The organism is Luteimonas sp. MC1572, from assembly GCF_016615815.1.
Lineage (GTDB): Bacteria > Pseudomonadota > Gammaproteobacteria > Xanthomonadales > Xanthomonadaceae > Luteimonas.
On sequence record NZ_CP067112.1, the window covers coordinates 1531896 to 1550962 of the forward strand.

General features: G+C 68.7%; 17 protein-coding genes. 9 read left to right on the top strand and 8 right to left on the bottom strand.

The genetic code is table 11. From position 1 onward, the window contains the following. Positions 1 to 92: 92 nt before the first annotated feature. Both JGR64_RS06955 and ald read right to left on the bottom strand, forming a co-directional pair. Positions 93 to 2459, bottom strand: coding sequence for a DNA translocase FtsK (locus tag JGR64_RS06955; protein WP_199372656.1), 2367 nt, complete (start codon positions 2457 to 2459; stop codon positions 93 to 95). Between the two features lie 44 nt (positions 2460 to 2503). Then, positions 2504 to 3586, bottom strand: a complete 1083-nt coding sequence (gene ald, locus JGR64_RS06960) for an alanine dehydrogenase (protein ID WP_199372657.1) — start codon at positions 3584 to 3586, stop codon at positions 2504 to 2506. A gap of 163 nt (positions 3587 to 3749) precedes the next feature. Here ald and trxB point away from each other — a divergent pair, with 163 nt between their 5' ends. From trxB to infA, 4 genes are all read left to right on the top strand, one after another. Next, the gene (trxB, locus tag JGR64_RS06965; protein ID WP_199372658.1) at positions 3750 to 4703 is read left to right on the top strand and encodes a thioredoxin-disulfide reductase; all 954 of its coding nucleotides are present in this window, start codon (positions 3750 to 3752) and stop codon (positions 4701 to 4703) included. Between the two features lie 38 nt (positions 4704 to 4741). Continuing rightward, on the top strand, positions 4742 to 5884 hold the full coding sequence (locus JGR64_RS06970) for a GNAT family N-acetyltransferase (RefSeq protein WP_199372659.1): 1143 nt from the start codon (positions 4742 to 4744) through the stop codon (positions 5882 to 5884). Beyond that, positions 5884 to 6633, top strand: coding sequence for a leucyl/phenylalanyl-tRNA--protein transferase (aat, locus tag JGR64_RS06975; RefSeq protein WP_199373224.1), 750 nt, complete (start codon positions 5884 to 5886; stop codon positions 6631 to 6633). The genes JGR64_RS06970 and aat overlap by 1 nt, the downstream gene beginning before the upstream one ends. Positions 6634 to 6759: 126 nt before the next feature. Further along, positions 6760 to 6978 carry a translation initiation factor IF-1 gene (gene infA / locus JGR64_RS06980; RefSeq protein ID WP_182821165.1) on the top strand — a complete coding sequence of 73 codons (219 nt, stop codon included), beginning with the start codon at positions 6760 to 6762 and terminating at the stop codon, positions 6976 to 6978. 87 nt (positions 6979 to 7065) lie between these two features. On the opposite strand, the gene clpA is transcribed toward infA, so the two are convergent. Then, on the bottom strand, positions 7066 to 9360 hold the full coding sequence (clpA, locus tag JGR64_RS06985; protein ID WP_199372660.1) for an ATP-dependent Clp protease ATP-binding subunit ClpA: 2295 nt from the start codon (positions 9358 to 9360) through the stop codon (positions 7066 to 7068). Between the two features lie 176 nt (positions 9361 to 9536). After that, positions 9537 to 9857 (bottom strand): ATP-dependent Clp protease adapter ClpS, encoded by a 321-nt coding sequence (gene clpS, locus JGR64_RS06990; protein ID WP_199372661.1) that lies wholly within the window; start codon positions 9855 to 9857, stop codon positions 9537 to 9539. Between the two features lie 169 nt (positions 9858 to 10026). Here clpS and JGR64_RS06995 point away from each other — a divergent pair, with 169 nt between their 5' ends. The 5 genes from JGR64_RS06995 (at position 10027) to JGR64_RS07015 (ending at position 14278) form a co-directional block, all read left to right on the top strand. After that, positions 10027 to 10509, top strand: a complete 483-nt coding sequence (locus JGR64_RS06995) for an NUDIX hydrolase (RefSeq protein WP_199372662.1) — start codon at positions 10027 to 10029, stop codon at positions 10507 to 10509. Continuing rightward, complete coding sequence (gene mnmA, locus JGR64_RS07000; protein ID WP_199372663.1) at positions 10506 to 11618, top strand: tRNA 2-thiouridine(34) synthase MnmA; 1113 nt, start codon at positions 10506 to 10508, stop codon at positions 11616 to 11618. The genes JGR64_RS06995 and mnmA overlap by 4 nt, the downstream gene beginning before the upstream one ends. Then, the gene (gene hflD, locus JGR64_RS07005; protein ID WP_233348001.1) at positions 11615 to 12223 is read left to right on the top strand and encodes a high frequency lysogenization protein HflD; all 609 of its coding nucleotides are present in this window, start codon (positions 11615 to 11617) and stop codon (positions 12221 to 12223) included. Before mnmA ends, hflD begins: the two co-directional genes overlap by 4 nt. A 142-nt stretch (positions 12224 to 12365) precedes the next feature. Beyond that, complete coding sequence (locus tag JGR64_RS07010; protein WP_199372664.1) at positions 12366 to 13145, top strand: hypothetical protein; 780 nt, start codon at positions 12366 to 12368, stop codon at positions 13143 to 13145. 101 nt (positions 13146 to 13246) lie between these two features. Then, positions 13247 to 14278: a hypothetical protein gene (locus JGR64_RS07015; RefSeq protein ID WP_199372665.1), complete on the top strand. Its 1032-nt coding sequence runs from the start codon at positions 13247 to 13249 to the stop codon at positions 14276 to 14278. Here JGR64_RS07015 and JGR64_RS07020 read toward each other — a convergent pair. From JGR64_RS07020 to JGR64_RS07035, 4 genes are all read right to left on the bottom strand, one after another. Beyond that, positions 14256 to 15467 carry a metallophosphoesterase gene (locus tag JGR64_RS07020; protein ID WP_199372666.1) on the bottom strand — a complete coding sequence of 404 codons (1212 nt, stop codon included), beginning with the start codon at positions 15465 to 15467 and terminating at the stop codon, positions 14256 to 14258. The genes JGR64_RS07015 and JGR64_RS07020 overlap by 23 nt on opposite strands. A gap of 154 nt (positions 15468 to 15621) precedes the next feature. After that, positions 15622 to 18225, bottom strand: coding sequence for a bifunctional aconitate hydratase 2/2-methylisocitrate dehydratase (gene acnB, locus JGR64_RS07025; RefSeq protein ID WP_199372667.1), 2604 nt, complete (start codon positions 18223 to 18225; stop codon positions 15622 to 15624). Positions 18226 to 18275: 50 nt separating this feature from the next. Next, positions 18276 to 18680 carry a type II toxin-antitoxin system VapC family toxin gene (locus JGR64_RS07030; protein WP_199372668.1) on the bottom strand — a complete coding sequence of 135 codons (405 nt, stop codon included), beginning with the start codon at positions 18678 to 18680 and terminating at the stop codon, positions 18276 to 18278. Then, complete coding sequence (locus JGR64_RS07035; protein ID WP_199372669.1) at positions 18677 to 18934, bottom strand: AbrB/MazE/SpoVT family DNA-binding domain-containing protein; 258 nt, start codon at positions 18932 to 18934, stop codon at positions 18677 to 18679. The genes JGR64_RS07030 and JGR64_RS07035 overlap by 4 nt, the downstream gene beginning before the upstream one ends. Positions 18935 to 19067 lie beyond the last annotated feature (133 nt).

The following is a 19067-nucleotide window of genomic DNA, read 5'->3' on the forward strand; positions in this document are numbered from 1 at the left end:
TCCGTGGAGAGAGGGCGGCGCAAGTGTGCGGCGGGATCGCTGAATGCGGGATCACGCACATGCAGGCAATCGGCTCGCCGTGACCGCAACGTTTACTTTGGCGGGGGCGGCGCCAGCACGGAACGGTCGCCGTTGTGCTCGGGCGGCGTGACCACGCCGGCCGCTTCCATCGCCTCGACCAGGCGCGCGGCGCGGTTGTAGCCGATCTTGAGCCGCCGCTGCACGCCGGAAATCGACGCACGTCGGGTTTCGGTGACCACGCGCACCGCTTCGTCATACAGCGGATCGCTTTCATCGCCGGCGCTGCCGCTGCTTTCCGGAAGCCCGCTGGCACCGACCACGATGCCGTCGCCCATCGACTGGATCTCCTCCAGCACGCCTTCGACGTAATCCGGACCGCCGCCGGCCTGCCTGAGGTGCTCGACCACGCGGTGCACTTCCTCGTCGGACACGAAGGCACCGTGCACGCGCTCGGGCATGGCCGTGCCCGGCGGCAGGTACAGCATGTCGCCGTGGCCAAGCAGCGTTTCCGCACCGGACTGGTCGAGGATGGTGCGCGAGTCGATCTTGCTCGACACCTGGAACGCGATGCGCGTCGGGATGTTGGCCTTGATCAGGCCGGTGATCACGTCCACCGACGGCCGCTGCGTGGCCAGGATCAGGTGGATGCCCGCGGCGCGCGACTTCTGCGCCAGGCGTGCGATCAGCTCTTCCACCTTCTTGCCGACGATCATCATCATGTCGGCGAATTCGTCGATGAAGATGACGATGAACGGCAGCGGCTCGAGGGGCTGCGGCGCCTCGTTGAGTTCGGGATTGGGCTTGAACAGCGGATCGAGCAGCGGCTGACCACTGTCCTGCGCGTCCTTCACCTTCTTGTTGAAGCCCGCCAGGTTGCGCACGCCGACCGCGCTCATCAGCTTGTAGCGGCGCTCCATTTCCGCCACGCACCAGCGCAGGCCGTTGGCGGCCTCCTTCATGTCGGTGACCACCGGCGCCAGCAGGTGCGGAATGCCCTGGTAGACGCTCAGCTCGAGCATCTTCGGGTCGATCATCAGCATGCGCACGTCCTTGGCGGACGCCTTGTACAGCAGGCTCAGCACCATGGCGTTCACCGCCACCGACTTGCCCGAGCCGGTGGTGCCGGCCACCAGCAGGTGCGGCATGCGCGCGAGGTCGGCGACCGTCGGCCGGCCGGCGATGTCCTTGCCCAGCGCCAGGGTGAGCGGGCTGCCGGACTTGTCGTATTCCTTGGAGCGCAGCAGCTCGGAGAGGTAGATCATCTCGCGATGCGTGTTCGGCGTTTCCAGCCCGATCACCGACTTGCCCGGGATCACGTCGACCACGCGCACCGACTTCACGCTGAGACCGCGCGCGATGTCCTTGTCCAGCGAACTGACCTGGCTGACCTTCACGCCGGGCGCGGGTTCGATCTCGAAGCGGGTGATCACCGGCCCCGGGTAGGCGCCCACGACCTGCGCATCGATGCGGAAGTCCTTCAGCTTGAACTCGATCTGCCGCGACAGGGTTTCCAGGGTGTCCTCGTCGTAACCCTTGGCCTGCGGCTTGGGATCGTCGAGCAGGGCCAGCGGCGGAATGCCGGTGCCGTCGGGGACATGGAACAGCGGGATCTGCTGCTCGCGCTTGGCGCGCTCGCTCTTCTCAACGACCGGCGCCGGTGGCGGCTCGATGCGCACCGGCGCGCGCGTCTTGCGCAGCTCGCTGTCGATCTTGCGGACTTCGGTGCGCTCCTCGCGCTTGGCGCGCGCTTCCTGCCAGTCGACCGCCTGCTTGCTGCCGCGGCGGAACAGTTCGGGCAGGCGCAAGACCCAATGGCCGATGGCGTCCATCACCCTGAACCATGACAGCCCGGTCGCCAGGGTCACCGACACCAGCAGCAGCGCCAGCAGGAACAGGTTGCCGCCCACCGGGCCGAACGCCGAATACAGCGAGTTGCCGACCAGGCGCCCGAGGATGCCGCCGCTGCCTGCCGAGTAGCCTTCGACAGCGCCGATGCGCAGGAACAGCAGCCCCGTCGACGACACGATGAAACCGACAATGCCCACCAGCCGCAGGGCCGGACCGAGATCGGCCTGCCCGTCGCCATCGGTGTCCATGCCGAACAGCGCGATCCATGCCACCGCGCCAAGGATCAGCGGCAGCACGAACGCGACATGGCCGAACAGACCCAGCAGCACGTCGGCCACCCAGGCACCGACGCGGCCGCCGGCATTGTTCAATGGCGCAGTCAGGCTGCCGGAATGCGACCAGCCGGGATCGGTCTGCGAGAACGTCACCATGCAGACCAGCAGGTAGACCAGCAACGGCGCGATCGCGATCAGCGCGATGTCGCGCAGCAGCTTCTGCCGCCGAGGGTTTGGCGCCGCGGGCGCGGCCTTGTCGGCGACAGCCTTGCGCTGCCGCCTGTTGCCGCGTTCCGCTACCGGGCGTGCTGCCACGTGTGATCAGACCTTAAGATTATCCCGCAATGGGATGATTCTACTCACGATTTGCCCGAAAGGGCCATGTCGAGCAGCGCCGGGTGCACCAGCTTGCCCGCCTCGACGTTGACGCCGCGCGCCAGCGCCTCGTTGTTGCGCCACCCCGGACCCGCCGCAAGTTTCGCTACCCACGGCAGGATCGCGGCGCAGATCGCCTGCGACGAGGTCTGCGGCACCGCGCCCGGCATGTTGGTCACGCAGAAGTGGGTCACGCCCTCTTCCACGTAGGTCGGATCCTGCCACGTGGTCGGCCGCGAGGTCTCGAAGCAGCCACCCTGGTCGATGGCGATATCGACCAGCACGCTGCCCGGCTCCATGACCTTGAGCATCTCGCGGGTCAGCACGTGCGGCGCGCGTGCACCGGTCACCAGCACCGCGCCCACCACGAGGTCTGCCGAAGCGACTTCGTGTGCGACGAGATCGTGGTAGGGGTACAGCGCGGTGACGTTGTTGCCCAGGCGCATCATCTCTTCCATGCGGTCCTGGCGCATCTCGAACACGGTGACGTTGGCCCCCGTCGCGGCGGCAAGCGACGCGGCGGCGCCGCCGGCCTTGCCGGCGCCGAACACGACCACCTTGCCGCGTGAGGTGGACGGTAGCCCGCCGAGCAGCACGCCCTTGCCGCCCCGTGGCTGGTGCAGCAGGTTCGTGCCCACCTGGGTCGCGATGCGTCCGGCGATCACCGACATCGGCGCCAGCAGCGGCAGTTCGCCGTTGGGCAGCTCGACGGTCTCGAAGGCGATCGCGGTGAGGCCGATGTCGAGCAGCCGGCGCGTCAGCGCGGGCTCGGCGGCGAGGTGCAGGTAGCAGAACAGCAGATGGTCGCCGCGCAGGTGCTCGAGGTCGCCCGCGACCGGCTCCTTCACCTTCACGATCATCTCGCCTTTCGCGTAGAGATCGGCGGCACCGGCGGCGATGTTGACGCCGAGCGCGGCGTAGTCCGCGTCGGCAAAGCCGGACTTCACGCCAGCGCCAGTCTCCAGCCAGACGTCATGGCCGCGCTTGACCAGGTCGCCTGCAGCGGCCGGCACCAGCGCGACGCGACCTTCGAGCGTCTTGGTTTCTTTCGGAACACCGATTCGCATGCGTCGCTCCTGCACAAAAAACGCCGCGTCAGCGGCGAGTCGTCGTTTGCGGCAAGGAACCCAGCGTTGCGGTGAGCCGCAGCCTGCGCGCCTTGTCATGCTGCCGTGGCGCCGCCAAGCTATGCGCTTCCCAACGCCATGTTTCCATGGCTCGCGAGTATACATGAGCACTTCCAAGCACTGCCGCCTGCTGATCCTCGGTTCCGGCCCCGCCGGCTGGACCGCCGCCGTCTACGCCGCGCGCGCAAACCTCAAGCCCGTGCTGGTCACGGGGCTGCAGATGGGCGGACAGCTGATGACGACCACCGAGGTCGACAACTGGCCCGGCGACGCCCATGGCCTGATGGGCCCGGACCTGATGAATCGCATGCAGGCGCATGCCGAGCGCTTCGATACCGAGGTCGTGTTCGACCAGGTGCACAGCGCGGACCTGTCGCAGCGTCCGTTCCGGCTGACCGGCGACAGCGGCGAGTACACCGCAGACGCGCTGATCATCGCGACCGGCGCGACCGCCAAGTACCTGGGGTTGCCCTCCGAAGAAGCCTTCAAGGGCCGCGGCGTGTCGGCCTGCGCGACCTGCGACGGCTTCTTCTACAAGGAGCAGGACGTTGCGGTGGTCGGTGGCGGCAACACCGCCGTCGAGGAGGCGCTGTACCTGTCCAATATCGCGCGCACCGTGTACCTGGTGCATCGCCGCGATTCGCTTCGCGCCGAGAAGATCATGCAGGACAAGCTGCAGGCGAAGATCGATGCCGGCAAGATCGTGCCGGTCTGGCACCACGTGGTCGACGAAGTGCTCGGCGACGAGGCCGGCGTGACGGGCCTGCGCCTGAAGTCGGTGCAGGACGACAGCACCCGCGAGATCGCGGTGCACGGGTTCTTCGTGGCCATCGGCCACACGCCCAATACCTCGCTGTTCGAAGGCCAGCTGGCGATGAACAACGGCTATCTGGAGATCCGTTCTGGACTCGCCGGTGGCGCCACGGAGACGTCGGTCAAGGGCGTGTTCGCCGCCGGCGACGTCGCCGACCAGGTCTATCGCCAGGCGATCACCTCGGCGGGCTTCGGCTGCATGGCCGCGCTCGATGCGGAACGCTTCCTCGACAAGGATGCCTGAGGCGCGGCGCGCGACGGTGCGGGCCGACTGAGCCGCGCATGGCCGTCGCGCGCATCCACGCGTCACTTTCCGACGTCCCGGCTGCCGCCTGGGACGCGCTGCACGATGGCGGCAATCCCTTTGTCACGCACGCGTTCCTCGCCGGCCTGGAGTCCAGCGGCTGCCTGCGCGCGGGCTGGGGCTGGACGCCGCGGCACATCGGCCTGTGGGATGGCGACACGCTGCTTGCGGCCGCTCCCGGCTACCTGAAGGACAACTCGCACGGCGAGTTCGTGTTCGACCACGCCTGGGCGAACGCCTACGCGCGCCACGGCCTGGACTATTACCCGAAGTGGCTCGGCGCCGTGCCCTACTCGCCCGTCACCGGTCCGCGCCTGCTCGCGCGCAGTGACGACGCGCGCACCGCGCTGACCACCGCCATCGCGGCGCATGCACGCGCAAGCGGCCTTTCTTCAGCGCACATGAACTTCCATGAGGCGACGGAAGACGCGGCATTCGGCGCCGGCTGGCTGCAGCGGCTCGACGTGCAGTACCACTGGCACAACGCCGCGGGCTGGCGCGATTTCGACGATTTCCTGGCCGCGATGGACCACAAGCACCGCAAGAACATCCGCCAGGAGCGCGCGCGCGTGGAGCGTGCGGGCGTGCGCTTCCGCGTGCTGCACGGCGACGAGGCCAGCGAGGCCGATCTCGACGCCATGCACGGCTTCTACCTGCAGACATTCGCCGACTACGGCAACGCCCCCGCGCTCACCCCCGCCTTCCTGCGCCACCTGGCCACCCACCTGCCGCGCTCGCTGCTGCTGGTCCTGGCGGACCTCGACGACGCGCCGATCGCGGGTGCGCTGTGCCTGCGTGGCCGCGACACGCTGTACGGCCGCTACTGGGGGGCGTCGCGGCAGCTGCCTGGCCTGCATTTCGAGGCCTGCTACTACCAGGGCATCGACTATTGCCTGCGCGAGGGCCTTGCGCGCTTCGAACCCGGCGCGCAGGGCGTGCACAAGATCGCACGCGGCTTCCTGCCGACGCTGGTGCGCAGCCACCACTGGATCGCCGAGCCCGCGTTCCGCGAAGCGCTGGCGCCGTGGTGCGCCGAGGAGCGCGCCGTGGTGGCTGCGCAGGCCCTCGAACTGATGCAGCGTTCGCCGTTCAGGCGCGATGCGCCAGGCGCTGCGCCGTGATGTTGGCGCTGCCGCGCCTTGGCGCACGCGCCGACGCGCCATTCCCGGATCCCGGCACGGCACTGCGCGAGCCGGATGGACTGCTCGCCTTCGGTGGTGACCTGTCCACGACGCGCCTGGCCAACGCCTACCGCAGCGGCATCTTCCCCTGGTACTCGGAAGGCCAGCCGATCCTGTGGTGGTCGCCGGATCCGCGCACGGTGTTCCGCACGGACCGCGTTCACCTCGCGTCTCGCTTCCGCCGCACCCTCAGGCATTCACGCTGGCGTGTGCGCGCGGACACGGCGTTCGACGCCGTGGTCGCGGCTTGCGCGAACGCACCGCGGAAGGGCCAGCGCGGCACCTGGATCGATGCAGAGATGCGCCGCGCATACGGCCGGTTGCACGCAACGGGCCTCGCGCACAGCGTCGAAGTCTTCGACGGCGACGACAGGCTGGTCGGCGGCATGTACGGGGTCGCCATCGGCGCGATGTTCTTCGGCGAAAGCATGTTCAGCGCGGCGAGCGGCGGCTCCAAGGTCGCGCTCGCCGCCCTCGCCCTGCGACTGCGGCAATGGGGCTGGCCGCTGATCGATGCCCAGGTGGACAACGCGCACCTGCGGCGTATGGGGGCGGAGTCGTGGCCGCGCACCCGGTTCCTTGGCGAAGTGCGCGAACTGGTCGCGCGCCCGGGACGCGAGGGGCCCTGGACGCAGGCCTTCGGGGATCTGCCGGCAGCGGCGTTGGCGGCAGCTCCAGGCACCATATGAAACGCGTACCGGAACACGGACCAGTAGGTTCCCGTTAACGGAAATTTTGCGCTCGAGCGCCATTCGTGGCAGAATCTCGTCTTTCGGGCGTCCAGCCCGAGTTCCTTGCATGGTCAAACAGGACGCATGGCAAAAGACGACGTCATAGAATTTGAAGGCTCGGTCTCCGAGACCCTCCCGAACACCATGTTCCGGGTGCGGCTTGAGAACGGCCACGAGGTTATCGCGCACATTTCCGGGCGCATGCGCAAGAACTACATCCGCATCCTTACCGGCGATCGCGTCAAGATCGAGATGACCCCGTACGACCTCACCAAGGGTCGCATCACCTACCGCATGAAGTAAGCCGCCGCGCCCTGTGGCGCGAGACGAAGAAAAGGCGGCCATTGGCCGCCTTTCTTCATTCCGGGTCGCGGATCCGGTCCGCGTTGGTCATGCCACCGTTGCCGGGAGCAGCCTTTCCGCCTCGGGCTGCACGTCGAGGACGATCTCGCCGTCGCGGACATCGATGGAAACTCGTCCACCCGCCACCAGCTTGCCGAACAGCAGTTCGTCCGCGAGCGGCCGCTTCACCTTGTCCTGGATCACGCGCGCCATCGGCCGTGCGCCCATCAGCGGATCGAACCCGTGCTGGGCCAGCCATTCGCGCGCCGCCGGAGTTGCCGCCAGGCTGACGCCCTTTTCGTGCAGCTGCTCCTCGAGTTCGATCAGGAACTTGTCGACCACGCGCAGGATGTGCTCGAAGCCCAGCGGCTGGAACTGCACCACCGCGTCCAGACGGTTGCGGAACTCCGGTGTGAAACCCTTGCGGATCGCCTCCATCGCGTCGGTGCTGTGGTCCTGCTGCATGAAGCCGATCGTGCGCCGCGCGGCCTGCGCCGCGCCCGCGTTGGTGGTCATCACCAGCACCACGTTGCGGAAATTCGCTTCGCGCCCGTTGGTGTCGGTGAGGATGCCGCGGTCCATCACCTGCAGCAGGATGTTGAAGATGTCGGGGTGCGCCTTCTCCACCTCATCCAGCAGCAGCACGCAGTGCGGCGTCTTGACGATCTTCTCGGTGAGCAATCCGCCCTGGTCGAAGCCGACGTAGCCTGGAGGCGCGCCAATCAGGCGGCTGACCGAATGCGGCTCCATGTACTCGGACATGTCGAAGCGCACCAGCTCGATGCCGAGCTGGAGCGCCAGCTGCTTGGTGACCTCGGTCTTGCCCACGCCCGTGGGCCCGGCGAACAGGAAGTTGCCGATCGGCTTGTCCGGGTTGGCAAGCCCCGAGCGCGCAAGCTTGATCGCCGATGCCAGCGTGCCGATCGCCGGGTCCTGGCCGAAGATGACCATCTTCAGGTTGCGCTCGAGGTGCTGCAGCACGTCCTTGTCGGAGGCGCTGACCTGCTTGGCCGGAATGCGCGCCATCTTGGCCACGATTGTCTCGACCTCCTCGACGTCGATCAGCTGCTTGCGCACGTCGGCCGGCAGCAGCCTCTGGCGCGCGCCGGCCTCGTCGATCACGTCGATCGCCTTGTCCGGCAGCAGCCGGTCGCCGATGTGCTTGACCGACAGATCCACCGCCGCCTGCAGCGCCTCGTCGGCGTAGGTGACCTGGTGATGGGCCTCATAGCGTGGCTTCAGGCCCTGCAGGATCTGGTAGGTCTCGCCGATCGTCGGCTCGACGATGTCGATCTTCTGGAAGCGGCGTGCGAGCGCCCGGTCCTTCTCGAAGATGCCGCGATACTCCTGGAAGGTCGTGGAGCCGATGCAGCGCAGGTCGCCCGACGCCAGCGCCGGTTTGATCAGGTTGGACGCATCCATCGTGCCGCCGGACGCGGAGCCCGCGCCGATGATGGTGTGGATCTCGTCGATGAAGAGGATCGCGCCCTCGTGCTTGCCGATCGCGGCCAGAACCGCCTTCAGCCGCTTCTCGAAGTCGCCGCGGTACTTGGTGCCCGCGACCAGCGCGCCGAGGTCGAGCGAGTAAATGGTGGCGTGCGCCAGCACCTCCGGCACCTGGCCCTCGACGATGCGCCGCGCCAGGCCTTCGGCGATCGCGGTCTTGCCCACGCCCGCCTCGCCGACATACAGCGGGTTGTTCTTCCGCCTGCGGCAGAGCACCTGGATGGTGCGCTCGACTTCTTCGGCGCGGCCGACCAGCGGATCGATGCGGCCGGCACGGGCCATCGCGTTGAGGTCGGTGGCGAACTCGGCCAGGGCATCGCCCTTGCCGTCGCCCTCCCCGCCTTCGGCGCCCTCGCCACGCTGGCGCGCCGATGCATCCTCGGCGTCGTGCGGCGGCTCGTCGCCGGTGCGCGCGATGCCGTGGGAGAGGTAGTTCACGACGTCCAGCCGGGTCACGTCCTGCTGGTTCAGGAAATACACGGCGTGCGAATCCTTCTCGCCGAAGATCGCCACCAGCACGTTGGCGCCGGAGACCTCCTTCTTGCCCGAGGATTGCACGTGGTAGACGGCGCGCTGCAGCACGCGCTGGAAGCCGAGCGTGGGCTGGGTGTCGCGGCCGTCATCCTCGGCCAGGCGCGAAACCGAGCTGTCGATGGCCTGCTCGAGGTCTGCGCGCAGGCGGTGGAAATCGGCGCTGCATGCCTTCAGGACCATCTCGGCGGACGGGTTGTCGAGCAGTGCGAGCAGCAGGTGTTCGACCGTCATGTACTCGTCGCGCGCCTCACGCGCGCGCTTGTAGCACTGGCCGATGCTGTATTCGAGATCCTTGCTGAACATGGGGCTTGTGCCTCCTGGAATCACTACGATCCAGATGGGGGTGCCGATGCGGCATTTCCATCCGGCGATGACCCTCTTGTAGGCCTTTGCCCGCTTCGAGCGCAAGGGCCGGCGGTGGTCCCCAGTATCCCGCCAGCGGGTGTCACGACGGGGTGCAGGAACCGGGCTTCAGGCGCTCAGGCCGGTTCCATCGTCGCCAGCAGCGGATGCTGGTTCAGCCGCGCGTAGTCGTTGACCTGGGCGACCTTGGATTCGGCCACGTCGCGGATGAACACCCCGCACACGCCGCGGCCGCGCGTGTGCACGTGGAGCATGACCTGGGTGGCGCGTTCGATATCCAGGCTGAAGAACCGCACCAGCACTTCGACCACGAAATCCATCGGCGTGTAGTCATCGTTCAGCAACAGCACGGAGTACAGCGGCGGACGCGCCAGTTCGGGGCGGGCGGGTTCAACGACGACGCCGTGGTCGCGTTCGTGTTCGATCTTGCGGCTCATGGTGGCCATTATACGGAGCCGGCGGTGGACGCCCACGCGCCACACGGACGAAAATGCCCTTCCAACCGCACCACGAGCGCCCGATGCGCAACGCCAGCGCCACGCAGCAAGAACGTATCGCCCACCGCGGCCCGGCCGCGGGCGGAACGCGATCCATGGCGCACCGGGCATGACGTATCGCCAGGGGCGGTTCTGGCAGCCGGACGTCACCGTCGCGACGGTGGTACTCGACCGGGGGCGCCTGCTCTGCGTTGAGGAACACGCCGGCGGCGCGCTGGTTCTGAACCAGCCGGCGGGCCACCTGGAGCCCGACGAGAGCCTGCTGGATGCCGCGATCCGGGAGACCCTCGAGGAAACCGGCTGGACGGTCGAACTGGACGCCTTCATCGGTGCTTACCAGTGGACATCGCCAGTGCTGGCCGACGGCAGCGGCGGCCGCCACTACCTGCGCTTTGCATTCGCGGCCCGGCTGGTGACGCACGATCCCGCCCGACGCCTGGACGAGGGTATCGAGCGCGCACTGTGGCTGACGCCGTCCGAACTCCAGGCCGCCCGGCCCCGGCACCGCAGCCCGCTGGTGTGGCAGGTGGTGGATGACTTCCTGGGCGGCCAGCGCCACCCGCTCTCGCTGCTGCGCGCGCTGCACGGATGAGGGCGCCGGCGGTCATCGTCGGCATGTCCGGCGGCGTGGATTCATCGGTCGCGGCGCTGCTGCTGCGTGACGCCGGTGAAGCCGTCGATGGCCTGTTCATGGACAACTGGGCCGACGACGGCAGCGGCGACTGCCGCGCCGAAGACGACCGCCGCGACGCGGTCGCGGTGTGCGGCCGGCTCGGCATCCGCATCCATTTCCGCGACTTCTCCGGCGAGTACTGGAAGGGCGTGTTCGAGCACTTCCTGGCCGAGTACGCGCGCGGGCGCACGCCGAATCCGGATGTGCTCTGCAACCGCGAGATCAAGTTCCGCCACTTCCTGGATGCCGCCTTCGACCTTGGTGCCGGACGCATCGCCACCGGCCACTACGCGCGCATCGACCGCGTCGGTGGCCAATGGCGCCTGCTGCGCGCCGCCGATCGGGGCAAGGACCAGAGCTACTTCCTGCACCAGCTCGGCCAGGCGCAGCTCGCGGCCACGCTGTTCCCGCTCGGCGAGCTGCACAAGGACGCGGTGCGCGCCCTCGCCCGCTCGGCCGGCCTGCCGACGGCGGGGAAGAAGGACTCGACCGGGATCTGCTTCGTCGGTGAGCGCGACTTCCGCAGCTTCCTCGCGCGCTACCTGCCCGCGCAGGCCGGCGAGATTCGCACGCCGGATGGCCGCCGCGTCGGCACGCATGCCGGCGTGTTCTACTTCACCATCGGCCAGCGCGAAGGCCTGAACATCGGCGGCCAGCGCGGATTTGCCGACAGCCCTTGGTACGTGGTCGGCAAGGATGTCGCCGGCAACGTGCTCACGGTCGACCAGGGGCACGACAGCTCCTACCTGATGTCCGACATGCTGTGGACCGAACATGCACACTGGGTTGCGGGCGCACCGCCGGCAACGCGGTTTGCATGCACGGCGCAGACGCGCTACCGCCAGAACGAGGAGCCATGCGAAGTGTTTGTTGACGATACCGGGAGCCTGCGGGTTGCCTTCGACCGGCCGCAGCGCGCGGTCACGCCGGGCCAGTCCCTGGTGCTTTACAGCGGCGACGCCTGCCTGGGGGGCGCGGTGATCGCCACCACCGACGCCCCGCTCGCGCGCTCCGCGGTGACGGCATGAACATGCACGACCGCGTGCTGGCGCTGGCCGGGCTGGCGCAGGCGCTGCGCCAGGTGCGCCGCATCGCCGATACCGGGCAGGCCGAAGGCGCCGTGTTGCAGACCGCGCTCGACAGCGTGTTCCGCATCGACGCCGCGTCCACCGCCGATGTCTACGGCGGCGTGGCCGCGGTACGCCCCGGCCTCGCATTGTTGCGCGACTACCTGTCCAACCGCGGCCAGGATCCGCTGCTGCCCAAGCTTGCGCTGGCGGTCACCCAGCTCGAGCGCCGCTTCGTGCAGGACGACGAGATGGGCGAGCGCGTCCACGCCGGCATCCTCGCCGCGCGCGCCGACGCGGAACGCTTGGGCAGCAGCACCCATCCCGAGGTGCTCGCCAGGCTCGGCACCCTGTACGCCGACACCGTGAGCCACCTGCGCCCGCGCGTACTGGTGCAGGGCAACCCGCATTACCTCGGCCAGGCCGACGTGGTGGCGGAGATCCGCGCGGTACTGCTGTCCGCGCTGCGTTCGGCCGTGCTGTGGCGGCAGGCGGGCGGCAGCCCGTGGGACGTCCTGCTCCAGCGCGGGGCGATGGGTCGGGCGGTCGAGGATCTGCTGGGCTGAAGCGCCACCCGGGCGCGCGCCTCCGCGCGGCCAGGCGGTGGCCGTTGCCGCGGGCATGCCGCGTATCTACCTGAGCACAGGCGACGCCCGGACTTGGGGCACGGGCTTCTGACCTGCATTCCCGCACACCGGGAGAACGTTCGTGCCCGACACGTTAAACACCGACGGGCCCAGCCAGTCCGCGTCGCCTCCGGACGCCACGCCACCGCGGCAGGCCATCTTCAGGCTCCTGCGGCGCCTGCTGCTCTACCACGCAGCGATGGCGACGGCGCTGGTGGTCCTGCTCGCGCTGTTCCCGACAGCGCCGGACCACCTTCCGATCGGCGGGGTCAAGGAACTGGCCAGTGGCGCGGTCGCACCGGGGATCCGGGTCGACAACCTTGACCAGGCGGCCGGCAGCGCCTCGACCAGGCAGGAGCCACCACCACCCCCCGATCTCGACCGGCTCGGCTATGCGCGGCGACTCGCCGTGGCGCTGGTGGGGACCTGGCTGCTGATGTTGCCCGTGTCGTGGGTGCAGAAGGGCGTCCACCGTGGCAGCGACTACGACCACTCGCTCGACGAAACCACCCTGATCCTGCCCGGCGTGGTCGCGGCGATCGTGCTGGTCGTCCAGTACAGCCTGGCGCTGGCGTTCGCGCTGGCCGGCATCGTGGCCGGCGTGCAGTTCCGCCGCGCGCTCCAGGACACCTTCGATGCGCTGTTCATCCTCGTGGCGATCGGCACCGGCATCGCCGCCGGCGTCGGCGCGCTGGAAGTGGCCGCGGTGATGACGGTGTTCTTCTGCTACGCGACCCTGTACGTCTGCCGATTCGGCGACGGGTTCGAGTCCGACTACGTGGCCGAGCGCAAGGAAAAAAAGCGCCAGCTCAAGGCGGAGCACGAAGAACAGGCTGGAGGATCACGCAAGGACCAGCCGTGATCTGCCGACCCGCCGCCCGCCCCCCTGGCGATCGACCGGCATCCCGCGGAGCCCGCTTCGCGCAAGGCGCTCCCGGTGCGCTGCTTGCGGCGGGGTGGTGGGTGATCCTCCTGTGCGTGGCCGGGCTGATGGCCGCCACCTGCGCGTATGCCAGGGAAGGCGTGCACCCGTTGTTCGAGTCCCCAAGCGAGTTGACGGTGACCCTGCAGGCGCCCTGGTCCGAGTTGCTGCGCAGGAAGAACGACAGGCGCCGCTATCCCGCGGTGCTGGGCTATACCGACGGCGCAGGCGGCGAGCACCGGATCGAGGCGACCGTCGAGACCCGCGGGCTCACCCGCTTGCGCATCTGCAGGTTCCCGCCGTTGATGATCCGCTTTGCCCGCGACGCCGCACTCGGCACCGACTTCGCCGGGCAGCGCTCGCTGAAGCTGGTCACCCACTGCCGGCCGGGGGCGGTCGCGGACCAGTACTACGTCCAGGAATTCCTGGCGTACCGGATCTTCAACCACGTCACCGAGCACAGCTTCAGGGTCCGCCCGCTCCGAATCACCTACGAGGATGCGAGTGGCGGCGATTCGGACGGGCCGCGCTTCGCCTTCCTGATCGAGGATCTGGACGACGTGGCCAAGCGCAATGGCTACAAGCGTTCACCCCGGGCGCAGTTCGTGCAGGGCGACTTCGATCCACTGGCGTTGACGCGCTTCATGCTCTTTCAGTACCTGATCGGAAACACGGACTGGGAGGTGCTGAGCGGGCCGGAGAAGGACGAGTGCTGCCACAACGTCCGGATCACGGTCGCGGCGGATGTTCCGGGCCCCGTGGTTGCAGTGCCCTACGACTTCGACGCCTCCGGCATCGTGGATGCCAGCTATGCGGTGCCCGACGAGCGGCTGCCGATCAGGTCGGTCAGGCAGCGCCTGTATCGCGGCTTCTGTCGCCACAACGACGCCCTGGAGCCGGTGCGTGCCGAGTTCCTCGCCAGTCGCGAAGCGATCTTCGCGCTCGTCCGCAGCGAGCCCCGGCTGAGTGCGGACCGGAAGCGCATCACCACGAGCTACTTCGAGGAGTTCTTCGCCACCCTCGACAGCGATGAGCGATTCGCGCGTGAGATCAGCGGGCGGTGCCGCAGCTGACGGCGGGATCGAGGGGCTGCGCAGCGGCGCCTTCGCCGCTGGCCGGTGGCGGGTCGAGCGTGCCCGCCATCAGCGCCTCGCGCCGCTTCGGCAGCTCGGCGTTGTCGGGGTGCAGCGCGATCACCGCGTCCAGGTACTCCAGGCGCTGCCCGTCGTCCATGGGCAGGCGCAGTCGCCCGCCGCGATAGCCGGCGAACAGGCCCTCCGGCGTCACCTCCAGCCAGCCGATGTGCTTGCCGAATGCGGCGCCCATGCCGGTGTCGATCATGATGACGCGGCCCGCCAGGCGCGGCCAGATCACGCCGTCGGTGGGCGTATGGCCAATCACGACATGGCCTGCGCCGTGGCGCTGGAGAATGGCGTCGACCGTCTCCGCAAGCGCCACCGGCTGCACGCCGGCGAGGCCGCGATACCACAGCGGGCCGGCCTCGTCGCGCAGGATCCCGAGCTCTTCCGGGTCGTTGCGACGCAGCGCGGCGCGCGCCATTGTGGTCATCGATTCGAGGCTGTTGCCGCAATAGGCGCTGCTGATGCCGCCGTGGACAAACACCAGGTCGTTGAGCTGGACGGCGACCTTGCCCTTCATCGTCCACAGGAACAGTTCGCCTTCCGGGTCCCAGCGTGGATCCCAGGCGAAGCGCTGCTCCACCCAGCCGAGCGGATGCTCGAGATCCCACTGCGCGCGATGGTCGGCGGGCAGCGCGGCGGCGCGCTCCGGATCGCTGCCTGCGAGCGCCTCCAAGGTGGCCTTGTAATAGCGGTCCCTGAGCGCGGCGGAGCGCTTGCCGGCGAACGCCTTGTATTCGCCTTCGGTGACGTAGCGCAGGTCGCCGTAGACGTTCATCGCCTCGTGGTTGCCGATGAGGTTGTGCACCCGTCCGCCGCGCTTCTCGGCTTGCTGGGCCAGGCGCGCCATGTGGGTGATGATCCGGCGTGTGTCGGGCCCGCGATCCGGGATGTCGCCGGTCTGGACCAGGTGGGTGTCTCCGGCGATCCAGCGGCCGCGGCGGTCGACCACGCCGGATGTCTGGAGCACCGTCAGGTAGCTGTCGTAGTCGCCGTGCAGGTCGCCGATCGCCACGATCCGGGCGACGTCCTGCCAGCGATATGCGTCGAGCTGCCGCGGCGCCGCCCACAGGGCCTGCGCGAAGAGCAGCATGCCGAACAGCAGATAGCGCGAACGTGCCACCGGGTCGCCTCTGTGGTCACCGCGAGGTGGGTGGACGCTTGCCGTGCGCCCATGGCGGAAGGATACATCCGCTCCGGGGTGGCCGGCGTGCGTGCCTGCAACGGAAAACGCCCGGCCAGGCCGGGCGTCCCGAAGATCTCCGCAGGGCCCCTGATCAGGCCGTTGCGGCGTCCGTCACCTCGCGGTACTCCTCGATCTGGTCGAAGTTCATGTACCGGTAGATCGTGTCGCCGCTGGTGTTCACCACTCCGATATCGGCGAGGTACTCCTCCCGGGTCGGGATGCGGCCCAGGCGCGAGCAGATCGCCGCCAGCTCCGCCGAGCCGAGGTAGACATCGGTGTTGCGGCCCAGGCGGTTGGGGAAGTTGCGGGTCGAGGTCGACATCGCGGTGGCGCCTTCGCGGATCTGCGCCTGGTTGCCCATGCACAGCGAGCAGCCCGGCATCTCCATGCGCGCGCCTGCCGCGCCGAAGGTGCCGTAGTGGCCTTCCTTGGTCAGCTCGGCGGCATCCATGCGGGTGGGCGGTGCGACCCACAGGCGCGTCGGGATGTCGCGCTTGCCTTCCAGCAGCTTGGCCGCGGCGCGGAAGTGGCCGATGTTGGTCATGCAGGACCCGATGAACACCTCGTCGATCTTCGCGCCGGCGACGTCGGATAGGGTCTTGGCGTCGTCCGGGTCGTTCGGGCAGCAGACGATCGGCTCGACGATCTCCGCCAGGTCGATCTCGATCACCGCGGCGTACTCGGCGTCGGCGTCCGGCTCGAGCAGCTGCGGGTCGGCCAGCCACTGCTGCATCTTGTCGATGCGACGCTGCAGGGTGCGGGCGTCGGCGTAGCCCTCGGTGATCATCCACTTCAGCAGGGTGATGTTGCTGGTGAGGTACTCGACGATCGGCGCACGGTCCAGGCGCACGGTGCAGCCGGCGGCGGAGCGCTCGGCGGACGCGTCGGCCAGCTCGAAGGCCTGCTCGATCTTCAGCTCCGGCAGGCCCTCGATCTCGAGGATGCGGCCCGAGAAGATGTTCTTCTTGCCCTGCTTGGCGACCGTCAGCAGTCCTGCCTTGATCGCGTACAGCGGGATCGCGTGCACCAGGTCACGCAGCGTCACGCCCGGCTGCATCTTGCCCTTGAAGCGCACCAGCACGGATTCCGGCATGTCCAGCGGCATGACGCCGGTGGCCGCGGCGAACGCCACCAGGCCCGAACCCGCGGGGAACGAGATGCCGATCGGGAAGCGCGTGTGCGAGTCGCCGCCGGTGCCCACCGTGTCCGGCAGCAGCATGCGGTTGAGCCAGCTGTGGATGATGCCGTCGCCGGGGCGCAGCGACACGCCGCCGCGGGTGGAGATGAACTCCGGCAGCGTGTGGTGCGTCTTCACGTCCACCGGCTTCGGGTACGCCGCGGTGTGGCAGAAGGACTGCATCACCAGGTCCGAGGAGAAGCCCAGGCAGGCCAGGTCCTTCAGCTCGTCGCGGGTCATCGGGCCGGTGGTGTCCTGCGAGCCCACGGTGGTCATCTTCGGCTCGCAGTAGGTGCCCGGGCGCATGCCTTGCTGCACGCCGTTCACGACGGCCAGGCCGCAGGCACGGCCGACCATCTTCTGCGCGAGCGTGAAGCCGCGACCGGTGTCGGCGGGAGTGACAGGCAGGCGGAACAGGTCCGTTGCCGGCAGGCCGAGCGCCTCGCGCGCGCGCGACGTCAGGCCGCGGCCGATGATCAGCGGGATGCGGCCACCGGCGCGCACCTCGTCGAACAGCACGTCGGACTTGACCTCGAACTCGGCGATGACCGCGCCGTCCTTCAGCGCCTTGCCGTCGTAGGGGCGCAGCTCGATGACGTCGCCGTGCTCCATCTTCGACACGTCGAGCTCGATCGGCAGCGCGCCCGCATCTTCCATGGTGTTGTAGAAGATGGGCGCGATCTTTGCACCCAGGCAGACGCCGCCGAAGCGCTTGTTGGGGATGAACGGGATGTCGTCGCCGGTCCACCACAGCACCGAGTTGGTGGCCGACTTGCGGCTGGAGCCGGTGCCGACCACGTCGCCGACGTAGGCGACCAGGTGGCCCTTCTGCTTGAGGTCGGCCAGGGCCTGGATCGGACCGCGCTTGCCGTCCTCCTCGGGGGCGAACGGTGCGTCGGGGCGCTTGTTCTTCAGCATCGCCAGCGCGTGCATCGGGATGTCCGGGCGCGTGGTGGCGTCGGGCGCCGGCGACAGGTCGTCGGTGTTGGTCTCGCCGGGCACCTTGAAGACGGTGATCGTGAGGCTCTGCGGCACTTCGGGCTTGCCGGTGAACCACTCGGCATCGGCCCAGCTCTGCATCACGGACCGGGCGTTGGCGTTTCCGGCCTTGGCCTTCTCTTCGACATCGTGGAAGGCGTCGAACACCAGCAGCGTGTGCTTGAGCGCGTCAGCGGCAATCGCGCCGACCGTCGCGTCATCGAGCAGCTCGACCAGCGGCGCGACGTTGTAGCCGCCGAGCATCGTGCCCAGCAGTTCGGTGGCACGGCCGCGCGAAATCAGCGCGCTGGACTCGCTGCCGAAGGCAACCGCCGCAAGGTACGACGCCTTCACCTTGGCGGCGTCGTCCACCCCGGCGGGCACGCGATGGGTGATGAGGTCGAGCAGGAACGCGTCCTCGCCGGGCGGCGGCGCCTTCAGCAGTTCGATCACATCGGCCGTCTGCCGAGCGGTGAGCGGCAGCGGCGGGATGCCGAGCGCTGCGCGCTCGGCCACGTGGTGGCGGTAGGCTTCCAACATGGTGCAGTGGTCTCCGTGGATGTTCGGGTGTGCGTGATACGGGCGAGGTGCTATTCGGGCGTGGGCACGATCAGCTTCAGGCCCTTGAAGTAGTCGCGATAGAAGCGGTCGTCACGTGTGATCAGGCCGTCGCACTGCAGCAGTGCGTGCGCGCCGATCAGGAAGTCGGGCACCGCGCGGGCGGGGCCAACGCCGCGCTGGCGGTGGCGCCGCTGCATTTCGCCGGCACGCAGTGCCGACTTCGCCTCGAGCGCGCTGAAGCGGATGCCCACTTCCTCGAGCACGGCCACGGCTTCGGAACCGTCCTTGAGCGCGCTGCAGACTTCGGCCAGGGCGACATCGCAGACCACCACCGTGCCGACGCCCAGACATTGGCGCAGGCAGGCCTCGGTGGCGTCGGCCATGGGCCCGTCGGCCAGCAGGTCGACAAGGACGGAGGAATCGATCGCGATCATGTGCCGGCGTCGGGATCGAGCGGATCGCCAGGGGCGCGGCCACGCAGGGCGCGCATGGCGTCATCGGTGGACGCGAAGCCGTCAAGTCTGAAGCGGCCCCGTGCGCGCGAGATCGCATCGTCCACGCTCTTGCGCAGGATGATGCGCCCGCCGTCCAGCTCGACCTTGAGGATGGTGCCCTTGGTCAGGCCGAGGGCATCGCGCACGGCTTTGGGCAGGGTGATCTGCCCGCGTTCGGCGACGGTGGCTTCCATGGCGGTCACTCCAGCCTGGCGGAATCCAGGCGCAGGGGGGTATGCGCACATTGTACGTACTTATGCCTGCATACTCAAAGCGTCATACTGGCGGCGGGCCGGCCCGCGCCGCACCAGGCACCGGTCACACCCG

What these genes read in the sequence shown, in the direction of transcription:
- ald (WP_199372657.1), bottom strand. Translation starts at nt 3,586, where the DNA reads ATGCGAATCGGTGTTCCGAAAGAAACCAAGACGCTCGAAGGTCGCGTC.
- infA (WP_182821165.1), top strand. Translation starts at nt 6,760, where the DNA reads ATGGCAAAAGACGACGTCATAGAATTTGAAGGCTCGGTCTCCGAGACC.
- JGR64_RS06995 (WP_199372662.1), top strand. Translation starts at nt 10,027, where the DNA reads ATGACGTATCGCCAGGGGCGGTTCTGGCAGCCGGACGTCACCGTCGCG.
- acnB (WP_199372667.1), bottom strand. Translation starts at nt 18,225, where the DNA reads ATGTTGGAAGCCTACCGCCACCACGTGGCCGAGCGCGCAGCGCTCGGC.
- clpA (WP_199372660.1), bottom strand. Translation starts at nt 9,360, where the DNA reads ATGTTCAGCAAGGATCTCGAATACAGCATCGGCCAGTGCTACAAGCGC.
- mnmA (WP_199372663.1), top strand. Translation starts at nt 10,506, where the DNA reads ATGAGGGCGCCGGCGGTCATCGTCGGCATGTCCGGCGGCGTGGATTCA.
- JGR64_RS07030 (WP_199372668.1), bottom strand. Translation starts at nt 18,680, where the DNA reads ATGATCGCGATCGATTCCTCCGTCCTTGTCGACCTGCTGGCCGACGGG.
- clpS (WP_199372661.1), bottom strand. Translation starts at nt 9,857, where the DNA reads ATGAGCCGCAAGATCGAACACGAACGCGACCACGGCGTCGTCGTTGAA.
- aat (WP_199373224.1), top strand. Translation starts at nt 5,884, where the DNA reads ATGTTGGCGCTGCCGCGCCTTGGCGCACGCGCCGACGCGCCATTCCCG.
- JGR64_RS06970 (WP_199372659.1), top strand. Translation starts at nt 4,742, where the DNA reads ATGGCCGTCGCGCGCATCCACGCGTCACTTTCCGACGTCCCGGCTGCC.
- JGR64_RS07035 (WP_199372669.1), bottom strand. Translation starts at nt 18,934, where the DNA reads ATGGAAGCCACCGTCGCCGAACGCGGGCAGATCACCCTGCCCAAAGCC.
- hflD (WP_233348001.1), top strand. Translation starts at nt 11,615, where the DNA reads ATGAACATGCACGACCGCGTGCTGGCGCTGGCCGGGCTGGCGCAGGCG.
- trxB (WP_199372658.1), top strand. Translation starts at nt 3,750, where the DNA reads ATGAGCACTTCCAAGCACTGCCGCCTGCTGATCCTCGGTTCCGGCCCC.